Annotated in this window: 15 protein-coding genes and 1 pseudogene; 11 read left to right on the plus strand and 5 right to left on the minus strand. The window is 61.8% G+C overall.

Annotation, left to right across the window (positions count from 1 at the left end; genetic code table 11):
* Positions 1 to 52 precede the first annotated feature (52 nt).
* Entirely contained in the window at positions 53 to 727 is a 675-nt protein-coding gene (gene radC, locus QIW53_RS11305; RefSeq protein WP_371049721.1) for a RadC family protein, read from the minus strand.
* A gap of 136 nt (positions 728 to 863) precedes the next feature.
* Between radC and coaBC the strand changes: the two genes are divergently transcribed.
* The 4 genes and pseudogenes from coaBC (at position 864) to argB (ending at position 5,172) form a co-directional block, all read left to right on the plus strand.
* Positions 864 to 2,072, plus strand: a complete 1,209-nt coding sequence (gene coaBC / locus QIW53_RS11310; RefSeq protein ID WP_371049722.1) for a bifunctional phosphopantothenoylcysteine decarboxylase/phosphopantothenate--cysteine ligase CoaBC — start codon at positions 864 to 866, stop codon at positions 2,070 to 2,072.
* 4 nt (positions 2,073 to 2,076) lie between these two features.
* The gene (gene dut, locus QIW53_RS11315) at positions 2,077 to 2,532 is read left to right on the plus strand and encodes a dUTP diphosphatase (protein WP_371049723.1); all 456 of its coding nucleotides are present in this window, start codon (positions 2,077 to 2,079) and stop codon (positions 2,530 to 2,532) included.
* A 340-nt stretch (positions 2,533 to 2,872) separates the two neighbouring features.
* A pseudogene (locus tag QIW53_RS11320) lies at positions 2,873 to 4,249 on the plus strand (phosphomannomutase/phosphoglucomutase); the annotation flags it as partial.
* 17 nt (positions 4,250 to 4,266) lie between these two features.
* Complete coding sequence (argB, locus tag QIW53_RS11325) at positions 4,267 to 5,172, plus strand: acetylglutamate kinase (protein WP_192307119.1); 906 nt, start codon at positions 4,267 to 4,269, stop codon at positions 5,170 to 5,172.
* A 109-nt stretch (positions 5,173 to 5,281) separates the two neighbouring features.
* Here the strand turns inward: argB and pyrE are convergent, their stop codons facing one another.
* Positions 5,282 to 5,926 carry an orotate phosphoribosyltransferase gene (gene pyrE, locus QIW53_RS11330; RefSeq protein WP_371049724.1) on the minus strand — a complete coding sequence of 215 codons (645 nt, stop codon included), beginning with the start codon at positions 5,924 to 5,926 and terminating at the stop codon, positions 5,282 to 5,284.
* Positions 5,927 to 6,008: 82 nt separating this feature from the next.
* Here pyrE and QIW53_RS11335 point away from each other — a divergent pair, with 82 nt between their 5' ends.
* Positions 6,009 to 6,788 (plus strand): exodeoxyribonuclease III, encoded by a 780-nt coding sequence (locus QIW53_RS11335; protein ID WP_192307121.1) that lies wholly within the window; start codon positions 6,009 to 6,011, stop codon positions 6,786 to 6,788.
* 182 nt (positions 6,789 to 6,970) lie between these two features.
* Here QIW53_RS11335 and QIW53_RS11340 read toward each other — a convergent pair whose 3' ends face one another.
* Both QIW53_RS11340 and rph read right to left on the minus strand, forming a co-directional pair.
* Complete coding sequence (locus QIW53_RS11340) at positions 6,971 to 7,339, minus strand: DUF4870 domain-containing protein (protein WP_371049725.1); 369 nt, start codon at positions 7,337 to 7,339, stop codon at positions 6,971 to 6,973.
* Between the two features lie 27 nt (positions 7,340 to 7,366).
* Positions 7,367 to 8,089, minus strand: coding sequence for a ribonuclease PH (rph, locus tag QIW53_RS11345; protein WP_371049726.1), 723 nt, complete (start codon positions 8,087 to 8,089; stop codon positions 7,367 to 7,369).
* A gap of 280 nt (positions 8,090 to 8,369) precedes the next feature.
* Between rph and QIW53_RS11350 the strand changes: the two genes are divergently transcribed.
* The 6 genes from QIW53_RS11350 (at position 8,370) to QIW53_RS11375 (ending at position 13,676) form a co-directional block, all read left to right on the plus strand.
* Positions 8,370 to 9,233: a YicC/YloC family endoribonuclease gene (locus tag QIW53_RS11350; protein WP_371049727.1), complete on the plus strand. Its 864-nt coding sequence runs from the start codon at positions 8,370 to 8,372 to the stop codon at positions 9,231 to 9,233.
* Between the two features lie 12 nt (positions 9,234 to 9,245).
* On the plus strand, positions 9,246 to 9,866 hold the full coding sequence (gene gmk / locus QIW53_RS11355) for a guanylate kinase (RefSeq protein WP_371049728.1): 621 nt from the start codon (positions 9,246 to 9,248) through the stop codon (positions 9,864 to 9,866).
* Between the two features lie 167 nt (positions 9,867 to 10,033).
* Entirely contained in the window at positions 10,034 to 10,297 is a 264-nt protein-coding gene (gene rpoZ / locus QIW53_RS11360; protein WP_007921129.1) for a DNA-directed RNA polymerase subunit omega, read from the plus strand.
* A gap of 57 nt (positions 10,298 to 10,354) precedes the next feature.
* On the plus strand, positions 10,355 to 12,460 hold the full coding sequence (gene spoT / locus QIW53_RS11365) for a bifunctional GTP diphosphokinase/guanosine-3',5'-bis pyrophosphate 3'-pyrophosphohydrolase (RefSeq protein ID WP_371049729.1): 2,106 nt from the start codon (positions 10,355 to 10,357) through the stop codon (positions 12,458 to 12,460).
* 24 nt (positions 12,461 to 12,484) lie between these two features.
* Positions 12,485 to 12,865: a RidA family protein gene (locus QIW53_RS11370; protein WP_003229509.1), complete on the plus strand. Its 381-nt coding sequence runs from the start codon at positions 12,485 to 12,487 to the stop codon at positions 12,863 to 12,865.
* 70 nt (positions 12,866 to 12,935) lie between these two features.
* Positions 12,936 to 13,676 (plus strand): hypothetical protein, encoded by a 741-nt coding sequence (locus QIW53_RS11375; RefSeq protein ID WP_371049730.1) that lies wholly within the window; start codon positions 12,936 to 12,938, stop codon positions 13,674 to 13,676.
* 140 nt (positions 13,677 to 13,816) lie between these two features.
* On the opposite strand, the gene QIW53_RS11380 is transcribed toward QIW53_RS11375, so the two are convergent.
* Entirely contained in the window at positions 13,817 to 14,674 is an 858-nt protein-coding gene (locus QIW53_RS11380) for an SDR family oxidoreductase (protein WP_371049731.1), read from the minus strand.
* Positions 14,675 to 14,680 lie beyond the last annotated feature (6 nt).

The raw sequence follows: 14,680 nt of genomic DNA on the forward strand, positions 1-14,680 counted from the left end.
CGTTGACGTCCATCGCGAGCATGCTCGCTCCTACAAGGTTCACCTACTCCTCCTACATCCACCCATACTCCGCCATCGACAGCGGCTCGCCATCGCCGATGATGAAATGGTCGAGCACCCGCACATCGATCAACTCCAAAGCCTCTCGCAGACGCTTGGTGAGCGCGCGGTCGGCCTGGCTGGGGTTGGTGTTGCCTGAGGGATGGTTGTGACACAGGATCAACGCAGCGGCGTTGTGAGCCAGGGCGCGCTTGACCACCTGCCTGGGATGAACGCTCGTGCTGTCGATGGAGCCGCGAAACAAGGCCTCGAACGTCAGCACTTGATGCTTCGAATCCAGGAACAGACAGCCAAACACTTCGTGTGGCTCGTGGCGCAGCATCGACTTCAGATAATCACGCACGGCCTGGGGATTTTCCAGCGCCGGCTTGTGCCGCGCGCGCTCGGCCAGATGGCGCCGGCCCATTTCCAGTATCGCCTGCAACTGGGCGAACTTTGCCGGGCCGAGGCCCAAATGTTTGCTGAATGTTGTTTGATCGGCTTCCAGCAGCGAACGCAGGCTGCCAAATTGACTCAACAAGTGGCGCGCCAGATCCACCGCGCTTGTGCCGGACACGCCGGTGCGGATGAAAATCGCCAGCAGCTCGGCATCCGAAAGGCTGGCCGAGCCCAGCGCCAGCAACCTCTCCCGTGGCCGCTCCGCCGCCGGCCAATTGCGAATACTCATAACACCTCCCTGGTCTGTGGGCTCCGCTGTTCCGTAGCGGTCGCTGTGATATCTTAGCCCATCTTTTTTGCGGGCGATTTCATTCCTGGGGAGGGGGTATCGCCACGCAGTCATCCACGAAATGAAAGGCAGACCTATGCAGCGGCTGTATCGGAAACGCATCGTTCTGGGCGTCGGCGGCGGCATTGCTGCCTACAAGAGTGCCGACCTGGTTCGCCGCCTGATCGACCAGGGTGCCGAAGTGCGCGTGGTCATGACCCGTGGCGGCAGCGAGTTCATCACCCCGCTGACCATGCAGGCGCTGTCCGGGCACCCGGTTCACCTGGACCTGCTGGACCCCGCAGCCGAAGCGGCCATGGGCCACATCGAGCTCGCCAAGTGGGCCGACATGGTGCTGATCGCCCCCGCCACCGCCGACCTGATCGCCCGTCTGGCACAAGGCGTCGCCGACGACCTGCTGACCACGCTGGTGCTGGCCACCGATGCCGTGGTCGCCATCGCCCCGGCGATGAACCAGGCCATGTGGCGCGACCCCGCGACCCAGGCCAACCTGCAAACCCTCGAAAGCCGCGACATCAAGGCCTTCGGTCCGGCCTCCGGGAGCCAGGCCTGCGGCGACGTGGGGCTGGGGCGCATGCTCGAGGCCGTCGAGCTCGCCCAGTGCGCGGCCGACTGCTTCAAACGCCAGGCACTGACCGGCAAACACGTGCTGATCACCGCCGGTCCGACCCAGGAAAACATCGACCCGGTGCGCTACATCACCAACCACAGCTCCGGAAAAATGGGCTTTGCCCTGGCCGAAGCCGCCGTGGAAGCGGGCGCCCGCGTCACCTTGATCACCGGCCCGGTACACCTGCCGACCCCGGATCGCGTCACGCGTATTGACGTGGTCAGTGCCCGCGACATGCTCGCCGCCTGCGAAGCCGCGATCCCTTGCGACCTGTTCATCGCCTCGGCCGCCGTGGCGGACTACCGCCCGGAAGTGGTCGCCCCGCAAAAACTCAAGAAAGACCCTACGAACGGAGACGGCCTGTTGCTACAGATGGTGCGCAACCCGGATATCCTGGCCACCATCGCCACACGCCCCGACCGTCCGTTCAGTGTCGGTTTCGCCGCCGAAACCGAACACCTGCTCGACTACGCTGCACGCAAGTTGAAAGACAAGAACCTCGATTTGATCGTCGCCAACGACGTCGCCAACCCGAGCATTGGCTTCAACAGCGAAGAGAACGCCTGCAGCGTGATCGACCGCCAGTTGCACGCCACACTTTTCGCCCAGACCAGCAAGAGCAAAATCGCTCGCCAGCTGATCACCTTTATCGCCGAACGTCTGAACCAGGTTTAATCGAATGCACGCTTTGCAAGCCAAGATCCTCGACCCACGCATCGGCAGCGAATTCCCGCTGCCCCAGTACGCCACGCCAGGCTCCGCCGGCCTCGACCTGCGCGCCATGCTGGACAAGGACACCGTCATCAAGCCAGGCGAAACCCTGCTGATCCCGACCGGCCTGTCCGTCTACATCGGCGACCCGGGCCTGGCCGCACTGATTCTGCCGCGCTCCGGCATGGGCCATAAGCATGGCATCGTACTGGGCAACCTGGTCGGCCTGATCGACTCCGACTACCAGGGTCCGTTGATGGTGTCTTGCTGGAACCGTGGCCAGAACGATTTCAACATCGTGGTCGGCGAGCGCCTGGCCCAGCTGGTGCTGGTCCCCGTCGTCCAGGCACATTTCGAGATGGTCGAAGAATTCGTTGAGACGGAACGCGGCACCGGCGGCTTCGGCCATTCCGGCCGCCACTGATCGCTTGATTCAACCCTATGGGAGCGAGCCTGCTCGCGATGACGTCGGTGCAGTCAGCCAATCTGTTGGCGATTGACCGCTATCGCGAGCAGGCTCGCTCCCACAGGTTCCAGGCCGCGAAATATCGAGCCCGGCATCTCAAGAGTTAACTGTTTGAAAACAGGCGATTGGCCGGCCCGCTCCGGGCCGATGCAGGTGGCATGGCCTTTTCATGCCACGAACTCTCTGCGCAAAACGCCGTCATACCCTTCAGTTTGAGCCTGCTGGCGAGCTTTTTGCGCCAGGGTCCAGCCACTTTCGAGATGGAGCATCCCTACCGATGAACACCCCCGCCCAAGTCGCCCCTGCGTTCCCCGACAGCATTTTCCGCGCCTATGACATCCGGGGCACCGTCCCGGAATTCCTCAACGCTGAAACCGCCTACTGGCTCGGCCGTGCCATTGGCGCACAGAGCCTGGCCCAGGGTGAGCCAAACGTATCCGTGGGTCGCGATGGCCGCCTGTCCGGCCCGGAGCTGGTGGCGCAATTGATCAAGGGCCTGGCCGAAGCCGGTTGCCACGTCAGCGACGTTGGCCTGGTACCCACCCCCGCGCTCTATTACGCCGCCAACGTGCTGGCCGGCAAATCCGGCGTCATGCTCACCGGTAGCCACAACCCGTCGAACTACAACGGCTTCAAGATCGTCATTGCCGGCGACACCCTGGCCAACGAACAGATTCAGGCCCTGCACGAGCGCCTCAAGACCAACAACCTGACCAGCGGTATTGGCAGCGTCACCCAGGTCGAAATCCTCGACCGCTACAACACCGAAATCGTCCAGGACGTCAAACTGGCCCGCCGCCTCAAAGTCGTGGTCGACTGCGGCAACGGTGCGGCCGGCGTGATCGCCCCGCAACTGATCGAGGCGCTGAACTGCGAAGTCATCCCGCTGTTCTGCGAAGTCGACGGCAACTTCCCCAACCACCACCCGGACCCGGGCAAACCCGAGAACCTCGTGGACTTGATCAACAAGGTCAAGGAAACCAACGCCGACCTCGGCCTGGCCTTCGACGGCGACGGCGATCGCGTCGGCGTGGTGACCAACACCGGCAGCATCGTCTACCCGGACCGCCTGTTGATGCTGTTCGCCCGCGACGTGGTGGCACGCAACCCGGACGCGGAAATCATCTTCGACGTCAAATGCACCCGTCGACTGACGCCGCTGATCAAGGAATACGGTGGTCGGCCGCTAATGTGGAAGACCGGTCATTCGTTGATCAAAAAGAAAATGAAACAATCCGGTGCCTTGTTGGCCGGTGAAATGAGCGGGCACATCTTCTTCAAGGAGCGCTGGTTCGGTTTCGACGACGGCATTTACAGCGCCGCCCGGCTGCTGGAGATCCTGAGCAAGGAAAAATCCACCGCCGAGGAACTGTTCGCGACCTTCCCGAACGATATTTCTACGCCGGAAATCAATATCCATGTGACCGAAGAGAGCAAATTCAGCATCATTGATGCATTGCACGACGCTCAGTGGGGCGCAGGCGCCGACCTGACCACCATCGACGGCGTGCGAGTCGACTATGCCAAAGGCTGGGGCCTGGTTCGCGCCTCCAACACCACGCCGGTGCTGGTGCTGCGCTTCGAGGCCGATGACGAGGCTGAATTGCAACGCATCAAGGACGTCTTCCGCGTCCAGTTGAAGCGTGTTGCACCTGATCTCCAACTACCGTTCTGATTCACCCGGAGCCCTGAATGACCCTCGAACGCGAAGCCGCCGCCAACACCGCCAAGGTCCTGTCCGAAGCGCTGCCTTACATTCGCCGCTATGTCGGCAAGACGCTGGTGATCAAATACGGCGGCAACGCGATGGAGAGCGAGGAGCTGAAAACCGGCTTCGCCCGCGACATCGTGCTGATGAAAGCCGTGGGCATCAACCCGGTGGTGGTTCACGGTGGCGGCCCGCAAATCGGCGACCTGCTCAAGCGCCTGTCGATCGAGAGCCATTTTGTCGATGGCATGCGCGTCACCGACGCCGCCACCATGGACGTGGTGGAAATGGTCCTCGGCGGCCAGGTCAACAAGGACATCGTCAACCTGATCAACCGTCATGGCGGCAGCGCCATTGGCCTGACCGGTAAAGACGCCGAGCTGATTCGCGCGAAGAAACTGACCGTCACCCGTCAGACGCCGGAGATGACCCAACCGGAAATCATCGACATCGGCCACGTTGGCGAAGTCGTCGGGATCAACACCGATCTGCTGAACCTGCTGGTCAAGGGCGATTTCATTCCGGTCATCGCGCCGATCGGCGTGGGCGCCAACGGTGAGTCGTACAACATCAACGCCGACCTGGTGGCGGGTAAGGTAGCCGAGGCCCTGAAAGCCGAGAAGCTGATGCTGCTGACCAACATCGCCGGCCTGATGGACAAGGAAGGCAAGGTGCTGACCGGCCTGAGCACCCAGCAGGTCGACGCCCTGATCGCCGACGGCACCATCTACGGCGGCATGTTGCCCAAGATCCGCTGCGCGCTGGAAGCGGTCCAGGGCGGCGTGGGCAGCTCGCTGATCATCGACGGACGCGTGCCGAATGCAATCCTGCTGGAGATCTTCACCGATACCGGTGTGGGCACGCTGATCAGCAATCGCAAGCGTCCGTAAGGGCTGGCAGATACAAAAAGACCCCGCTCGGCCTGGCCGGGCGGGGTCTTTTTTTGCCAGCAACCTTTCCTGTAGGAGCGAGCATGCTCGCTCCTACAGTTGTCGGGTATCAGACGCCGAACTGCGCGCGATACGCTTCCACGGCCGGCAGGTGTTGCTTGAGTTGCGGATCGTCCGCCAGGAATTCCAGCACCTGATTCAGCGACACGATGCTGACCACCGGAATGCCGAAATCACGCTCGACCTCCTGGATCGCCGACAGCTCACCGTTGCCACGCTCCTGGCGGTTCAGGGCGATCAGCACGCCCTTGGCCCTCGCGCCCTCCTGGGAGGCGATGATCTGCATCACCTCACGGATGGCGGTGCCGGCGGTGATCACGTCGTCGATGATCAGCACGTCGCCGGTCAACGGCGCGCCGACCAGGCTGCCGCCTTCGCCGTGGGCCTTGGCTTCCTTGCGGTTGAAGCACCACGGCACATCACGGTCATGGTGTTCGGCCAGGGCGACTGCGGTGGCGGCGGCCAACGGAATGCCCTTGTAGGCCGGGCCAAACAAAACGTCGAACGAAAGGCCGCTCTCAACGATGGCCGCCGCATAGAAACGCCCCAGCTGCGCCAGGGCCGAACCGGAATTGAACAGGCCCGCATTGAAGAAATACGGACTGGTGCGCCCGGACTTCAGGGTGAACTCACCGAAGCGCAAAACGCCGCGATCGATGGCAAAACGAATGAAATCGCGCTGATACGCCTGCATGAAAAAAACCCCAAATACCACGGATTTAGCTAAATAGGTTGACGCCGTGTATCATACACGCACGCGATTTTTGGGGCCATTTATGCGGATCATCAGTGTGAACGTCAATGGTATTCAGGCTGCAGTCGAGCGAGGTTTGCTCAGTTGGCTGCAAGCACAGAATGCCGACGTCATCTGCCTGCAGGACACCCGCGCCTCCGCCTTTGAACTGGACGATCCAGCCTTCCAACTGGATGGCTACTTCCTTTATGCCTGCGAAGCCGAAGTTCCTGCCCAGGGTGGCGTGGCTTTGTATTCGCGGTTGCAGCCGAAGGCAGTCATCAGCGGTCTCGGCTTCGAGACAGCCGACCGCTACGGGCGCTACCTGCAAGCCGATTTCGACAAGGTCAGCATCGCGACCTTGCTGCTCCCTTCGGGGCAGAACGGCGATGAAGACTTGAACCAGAAGTTCAAGCTAATGGACGACTTCGGCCGTTATCTGGATAAACAGCGGCGCAAGCGGCGCGAGTACATTTATTGTGGCTCGCTGTACGTGGCGCAACAGAAGCTGGATATCAAGAACTGGCGTGACAGCCAGCAATCCCCGGGCTTCCTGGCACCTGAGCGTGCCTGGATGGACGAGATTGTCGGCAACATGGGGTATGTCGATGCCCTGCGCGAAGTCAGTCGCGAGGGCGACCAGTACAGCTGGTGGCCGGACAACGAACAGGCCGAGATGCTCAACCTTGGCTGGCGCTTCGACTACCAGATCCTGACGCCGGGCCTGCGTCGCTTCGTCAGAAGCGCACGCCTGCCACGTCAGCCACGGTTCTCGCAGCACGCGCCACTGATCGTGGACTACGACTGGACGCTGACTATCTAAGCGGTTGCTGGACGCAAAAAAGCCGACATGACTGTCGGCTTTTTTGTGCCTGCTTTTTGCCCCTCTGTAGGAGCAGCATGCTCGCGATGGTCGTTAACGATAACGCGGGGCCTCAGGTATCCCCGCGGCACCCTTGCATCCATCGCGAGCATGCTCGCTCCTACAGATACAGGGAAAGGTCGTTATTTGATCAACCGCCAGGTGAACGGATACCGGTAAGGCAACCCCTCATTGGCCTTCACCCCGGCAATGATCGTCAGCACCAGCGCGCCAATGGCGATCAAGCCAAACAGGAAGAAACCGATGATCACCACCATCAGCAGGAAACAGATGGCGGAAGCGATGGCGACGGTGATCTGAAAATTCAGCGCCTCCTTGCCCTGCGCATCGACGAACGGGTCCGATTCGCGCTTCATCTGCCACAGAATCAGCGGGCCGATCAGCGTGCCGAAGGGAATCCAGATCCCCAGCAAGGCGGACAGGTGACAGAACATTGCCCACTGCCGGGCCTCCTTGCTCGGGGTCGGTAGCAGCTCTTGCTCTTCACTCATGATGCCCTCCTTGTCTGGGCGGTCCGGTCAGTCGGCCAAGGCGGCCTTCTGCAGTTCGAAGATCTCGGTCATGCCCTTTTTCGCCAGCTCCAGCATCGCGTTCAGGTCTTCCGGCTGGAACGGCGCGCCTTCAGCAGTGCCCTGAACCTCGATGAAGCCACCCGTGCTGGTCATCACAACGTTCAGGTCGGTCTCGGCCGCCGAATCTTCAAGATAGTCCAGGTCGAGCACCGCTTCACCCTGGTACATGCCGACGGACACGGCACCGATCATTTGCTTGAGCGGGTCGCCGCCCTTCAGGCCACCGCGCTTCTTGATCACTTTCAAGGCGTCGACCAGCGCGACCATGGCGCCAGTGATGGACGCGGTACGGGTGCCGCCATCCGCCTGGATGACATCGCAGTCGACGTACAGGGTGACATCGCCCAGCTTGGACATGTCCAGGGCAGCCCGCAGCGAACGGCCGATCAGGCGCTGGATCTCGAGGGTACGGCCGCCTTGCTTGCCACGGCTGGCCTCACGCTGGTTACGCTCGCCCGTGGCGCGCGGCAGCATGCCGTACTCGGCGGTCAACCAGCCCTGGCCCTGACCCTTGAGGAAACGCGGCACGCCGTTTTCGACGCTGACGGTGCAGATCACCTTGGTATCACCGAACTCGACCAGTACAGATCCCTCGGCGTGTTTGGTGTAGTTGCGGGTAATGCGGATCGAGCGGAGCTGATCGGCAGCGCGACCACTTGGACGTTTCATAGGGAATACCTGTACGGGGGACGGAAAACTGCCGAGCATTATAGAGCCGTGCACCGAGCCTGGGCACTTCTAAAAAATCCGTCCGACGATTGAAGGCCCGGACTTGAGCCCGCAACCGCACTTTACCGACACCCTGCAGCGGTTTGTCGCGCCCGGCGTTTGGGCGCATCCGCCCCACTGCGCTACAATCCTGCGCCTTTGCTGCCTGTCGGCTTTAATTCACAGATACCGGATTGCGCGAAACCTTTGGTAAAGCAAATCCGAATTGCGAGGTACCTCCATGGTGCACAGCATGACCGCCTTCGCCCGCGTCGAAAAAGCCGGCGCCCAGGGCACCCTGAGCTGGGAACTGCGCTCGGTCAACAGCCGCTACCTGGAACCCCACCTGCGCCTGCCCGAAACCTTTCGCGACCTCGAAGGCGCCGCCCGCGAAGCACTGCGCCAGGCCATTTCGCGCGGCAAGCTGGAATGCACCCTGCGCTTCACCGAGGAGAGCACCGGCAAGCCCTTGCAGGTAGACCGCGAGCGCGCTGCGCAACTGGTGGCGGCGGCCGAGACCATCGCCGGCCTGATCAAGAACCCGGCCGCCCTCAATCCACTGGAAGTACTGGCCTGGCCAGGGGTGCTGGTCGGCGATGCGAGCGACCCTCAAGCCCTGAACGCCGAGGCACTGGCGCTGTTCAATGAAGGCCTGAAGGAACTCAAGGCCGGCCGCGAGCGCGAAGGCGCGGAGCTGGCGCGGCTGATCAACGAGCGCCTGACGGCCATTGAGGAAGATGTGGTGACCTTGCGCGAGCTGGTCCCGCAGATGCTCGCCACCCAGCGCCAGAAAGTCCTCGACCGCTTCACCGACATGAAAGCCGAGATGGACCCGCAGCGCCTGGAGCAGGAAATGGTCATGCTCGCTCAGAAGAGCGACGTCGCCGAAGAACTGGATCGCCTGAGCACCCACATCATCGAAGTTCGCCGAGTGCTCAAATCCGGCGGCGCGGCCGGACGGCGCCTGGACTTCCTGATGCAGGAGCTCAACCGCGAAGCCAACACACTGGGCTCCAAGGCCTTCGACCCGCGCAGCACCCAGGCTGCGGTCAACCTCAAGGTGTTGATCGAGCAGATGCGCGAACAAGTGCAGAATATTGAGTAAGGCAACCCCGACATGACCCACATCACCGGCACCCTGTACATCGTTTCCGCCCCTTCGGGCGCGGGCAAAAGCAGCCTGGTCAAGGCCCTGACCGACGCGGATCCGGAGATCCGCGTTTCGGTTTCCCACACCACCCGCGCCATGCGTCCCGGTGAAGTGAACGGCGTGAACTACCATTTCGTCGAACGCGGCGAGTTCGTGAAGATGATCGAACACGGCGACTTCCTGGAGCGCGCCGAAGTGTTCGGCAACCTCTACGGCACCTCGCAAAGCACCCTGCAGCAGACCCTGGACGAAGGTCACGACCTGATCCTGGAAATCGACTGGCAGGGCGCCGAACAAGTGCGCAAGCTGATGCCGCAGGCCCGGTCGATCTTCATCCTGCCGCCGTCCCTGCAGGCCTTGCACCAGCGCCTGACCCACCGCGGCCAGGACAGCGACGAGATCATCGACGGCCGGATGCGCGAAGCCGTCAGCGAGATGAGCCACTACGTCGACTACGACTACCTGATCATCAACGACGATTTCGCCCACGCCCTGCAGGATTTGCAGGCGATTTTCCGTGCCAATCAGCTCAATCAGAAGCGCCAGCAGCAACGTCACGGCAAACTTTTGGCTGAATTACTCGACTAAACAGCACTTCCCAAAACAGCTGCAAGCGCTTTACATTGGCACTTGCAGCGCGTCGAAGGGCCTGGTCAAAAAATCAGCGCTTCCCTAATCGCTGGTGATTTTTTAAACTGTTGAGTCCGCTCGCCCAACCGGGCAGCGCGCATCTTGCATTCGCTCCGAGGAATACCATGGCCCGCGTAACCGTTGAAGACTGCCTAGAACACGTGGATAACCGCTTTGAGCTGGTCATGCTCTCTACCAAGCGTGCCCGTCAACTGGCCACCGGCGGCAAAGAGCCGAAAGTAGCCTGGGAAAACGACAAGCCTACCGTCGTGGCCCTGCGTGAAATCGCGGAAGGCCTGATCGACTATGCCGCGATCGCCGAAGCCGAAATCGTTGAAGACGAACCGCTTTTTGCTGCCTTCGAGGACGAGTCCAACGAGGCCGTCTAAGCCTATGCCTGGTCGACGTAGCACGGCGCGGGATCACAGCTTGCGGCAGGAGATATCATGCCCAGCATAGACGCCCTCGCCGATCGCTTATCGACCTACCTCGGCACGGACCAGGTCAATCTGGTCCGCCGAGCGTATTTCTACGCCGAACAAGCCCACGACGGCCAACGCCGACGCAGTGGCGAGGCGTACGTCACGCACCCTCTCGCGGTGGCGAACATTCTGGCCGACATGCACATGGACCATCAGAGCCTGATGGCAGCGATGCTGCATGACGTGATCGAAGACACCGGCATTGCCAAGGAAGCGCTGCAAGCGCAGTTCGGCGAAACCGTGGCCGAACTGGTCGACGGGGTCAGCAAACTGACCCAGATGAACTTCGAGACCAAGGCCGAAGCGCAAGCTGAAAACTTCCAGAAGATGGCCATGGCCATGGCACGCGACATTCGCGTGATCCTGGTCAAGCTGGCCGACCGCCTGCACAACATGCGCACGCTGGAAGTGCTGTCCGGCGAAAAGCGCCGGCGCATCGCCAAGGAAACCCTGGAGATCTATGCCCCCATTGCCAACCGGCTGGGGATGCACGCCATTCGCATAGAATTCGAAGACCTGGGCTTCAAAGCCATGCACCCGATGCGTTCCGCGCGGATCAACCAGGCCGTCAAACGCGCCCGGGGCAACCGCAAGGAAATCGTCAACAAGATCGAAGAATCCCTCAGCCACTGCCTGGCCATCGACGGTATCCAGGGTGAAGTGAGCGGGCGCCAGAAGCACCTCTACGGCATCTACAAGAAAATGCGCGGCAAGCGTCGGGCCTTCAACGAGATCATGGACGTGTACGCGTTCCGGATCATCGTCGACAAGGTCGACACCTGCTACCGCGTGCTGGGCGCTGTACATAATTTGTACAAACCCTTGCCGGGTCGCTTCAAGGATTACATCGCGATCCCCAAAGCCAACGGCTATCAGTCGCTGCACACCACGCTGTTCGGCATGCACGGTGTTCCGATCGAAATCCAGATCCGCACCCGTGAAATGGAAGAAATGGCCAACAACGGCATTGCCGCCCACTGGCTGTACAAATCCAGTGGCGACGAGCAGCCCAAAGGCACCCATGCCCGCGCCCGCCAGTGGGTCAAGGGCGTGCTGGAAATGCAGCAACGTGCCGGCAACTCGCTGGAATTCATCGAGAGCGTGAAGATCGACCTGTTCCCGGACGAGGTCTACGTGTTCACGCCCAAAGGCCGGATCATGGAGCTGCCCAAAGGCTCCACGGCGGTCGACTTTGCCTACGCGGTGCACACCGATGTGGGCAACAGCTGCATCGCCTGCCGGATCAACCGTCGTCTCGCGCCGCTGTCCGAACCGCTGCAAAGCGGCTCCACGGTCGAGATCGTCAGCGCTCCAGGCGCACGGCCGAACCCGGCCTGGCTCAACTTCGTGGTCACCGGCAAGGCGCGTACGCACATACGCCACGCCCTCAAGCTGCAACGCCGCTCCGAGTCCATCGCCCTGGGCGAGCGCCTGCTGAACAAGGTGCTCAACGGTTTCGACAGCGCCCTGGACCAGATCTCGGCCGAGCGCATCAAGGCGATGCTCAGCGAGTACCGCCTGGAGCTGATCGAAGACCTGCTCGAAGACATCGGCCTGGGCAATCGCATGGCCTACGTCGTGGCGCGCCGCTTGCTCGGCGAGGGCGAACAACTGCCCAGCCCCGAAGGCCCGCTGGCGATTCGCGGCACCGAGGGCCTGGTGCTCAGCTACGCCAAGTGCTGTACGCCGATTCCGGGCGACCCGATTGTCGGCCATTTGTCCGCCGGCAAAGGCATGGTCGTGCACCTGGACAACTGCCGCAACATCAGCGAAATCCGCCACAACCCGGAAAAATGCATCCAGCTCTCCTGGGCCAAGGATGTCACCGGCGAATTCAATGTCGAACTGCGTGTCGAGCTCGAACATCAGCGCGGCCTGATCGCGCTGCTGGCCAGCAGCGTCAACGCGGCCGACGGCAACATCGAAAAAATCAGCATGGACGAACGCGATGGTCGCATCAGCGTGGTTCAACTGGTGGTCAGCGTGCACGATCGCGTACACCTGGCTCGCGTGATCAAGAAACTGCGTGCGTTGACCGGGGTGATTCGCATCACCCGCATGCGTGCATAGCCAACCTCTTACAAGGAGTCCGCAATGACCAAGACCGTTATCACCAGCGACAAGGCCCCGGCCGCCATCGGCACTTACTCCCAGGCGATCAAGGCGGGCAACACCGTCTACATGTCGGGCCAGATCCCGCTGGACCCGAAAACCATGGAACTGGTCGAAGGCTTCGAAGCCCAGACCGTTCAGGTGTTCGAAAACCTGAAAGCCGTGGCTGAAGCCGCTGGCGGTTCGTTCAAGGACATCGTCAAGCTGAACATCTTCCTCACCGACCTGAGCCACTTCGCCAAGGTCAACGAGATCATGGGCAAGTATTTCGATCAGCCCTACCCTGCCCGCGCTGCCATCGGCGTAGCGGCCCTGCCAAAGGGTTCGCAGGTTGAAATGGATGCCATCCTGGTCATCGAGTAATGCCTGTGGCGCAGCCCGTGGGGGCTGCGCCGCCGTGAACCGTATCAAAGCGTTTTGAAAGGATTCCACCATGCGCAAAGCGCTAGCCCTCTCGCTGGTCGCCCTGATCCTGGGCGGATGTGCCAGCAACCCTGCCGACCGTGACATCAGCGGCACCTGGATCAACCAGGTGGCGATCGATGCTGCCTCCAAAGGTGGCCCCCTGCGCGAAGCGCTGCAGGCTTATGGCCCGAACCTGGAATGGGACGTCAACACCAAGGCCGGTCAGGCCCGCTACACCAACGGTTTCGAGAACGTCGACGGCAAGTTGCTCGGCGAAGAGTCAGGCGCCTGGAAAATCGATTTCTACGGCAGTTCCGGCAGCGAACTGAAACGTGACGGCAAGCAACTGAGCCAGGCGGCGACCGAGAACGAAGCCGCGCAGGTCTTTGACCGCGCACTGATCCCGGTGCCGGAAGGCGCACCGATCGGCGCCAGCTTCGAGCGCGCGTTGTACTCGGCCTACATGGGCGGCGACTGGAAGATCGTCAGCGGCCCGGGTGAAGGCAATTCCGTGCAATTCCAGGACGATGGCCAGGTGACGGGCCTGCCCAACACCGATCGCTATGCGCTCTGTCTGGCCGGTGATTGCGCATCGATGAGCGGCGGCAATGACAACATGTGGCTGCAGTTCAACGGCCAGGGCAACACCTGGATCTTTACCCGCAAGGGCAAGGAACTGGAAATCTTCCAGGCGGTGAACACCGCACAGGCCGACGAAATGCCGCAGTTCATGCCGGGTAGCCGTCAGTGGACGCTGGAGAAGCAGTAACCCGATCGTAGCAGCTCCGCAGATCCAATGTGGGAGCGGGCTTGCTCGCGAAAGCGGTGTGTCAGTTAAAGGATTGTCGACTGACACAACGCTTTCGCGAGCAAGCCCGCTCCCACATATTTGTTTGTGGTGCCCGGAAGTCAGCAGCGCCCTTCAAGAATCGCCGCATAACCCTCGCGAAAGCTCGGGTACGTCGGCGTCCAGCCCAGGGCTTTGGCCCGGGCATTGCTGCAGCGTTTGCTGCCCGTGCGCCGCACGCTTGCATCCTCCGCCCATTCGGTCACGCCCAGGTACTCGCGCAACCAGGCCACCACATCCGCCAGTGGCGCGGGCGCATCGTCGACACCGATGTAGACGTCATCCAGCGCGACACCGCGATGGTCCGCCTCCAGCAGAAAGGCCATCAGGCCGGCCGCGTCATCGACGTGGATGCGGTTGCCATACAGCGGCGGATCGCTCACCACCCGGTAGCCGCGACGCACTTGCGTCAGCAACCATTCCCGACCCGGGCCGTAGATGCCGGTCAAGCGCACGATGCTGGCCGGAAAACCGCTGTTCAGTGCCAGTTGCTCGGCTTCGAGCATGACTTGCCCGGAATACCCGGCCGCCACCGCCGACGAGGTTTCGTCGACCCATTCGCCGTTCTGCTGCCCGTACACGCTGCTGCTGGAAACGAAAACCAGCCGCTTCGGCGCCTGCCCGTAGTCGTTCAGCCACTCCAGCACATGCTGCAAGCCCTGGATGTAAGCCGCACGGTAGCCCGCTTCATCGTGATCGGTGGCCGCCGCGCAATACACCAAGTAGTCCACCGCACCGATCGGCCAGGTCGCCGGACATTCCTTGTTGAACAAATCGCCGGCCACCCCCACCACGCCTTCGGGCAGGCGTGCGACGTTACGCCGCAAGCCATGAACCTCCCAGCCGAAATCCAGCAGTCGCGTGGCCAGACGGCTGCCGACATCACCGCAACCGGCGATCAAAACAGAGGGCGCGGACATTGAAAA

Origin of the sequence: Pseudomonas fluorescens (genome assembly GCF_041354075.1) — a bacterium.
Classification (GTDB): Bacteria; Pseudomonadota; Gammaproteobacteria; order Pseudomonadales; family Pseudomonadaceae; genus Aquipseudomonas; species Aquipseudomonas fluorescens_CE.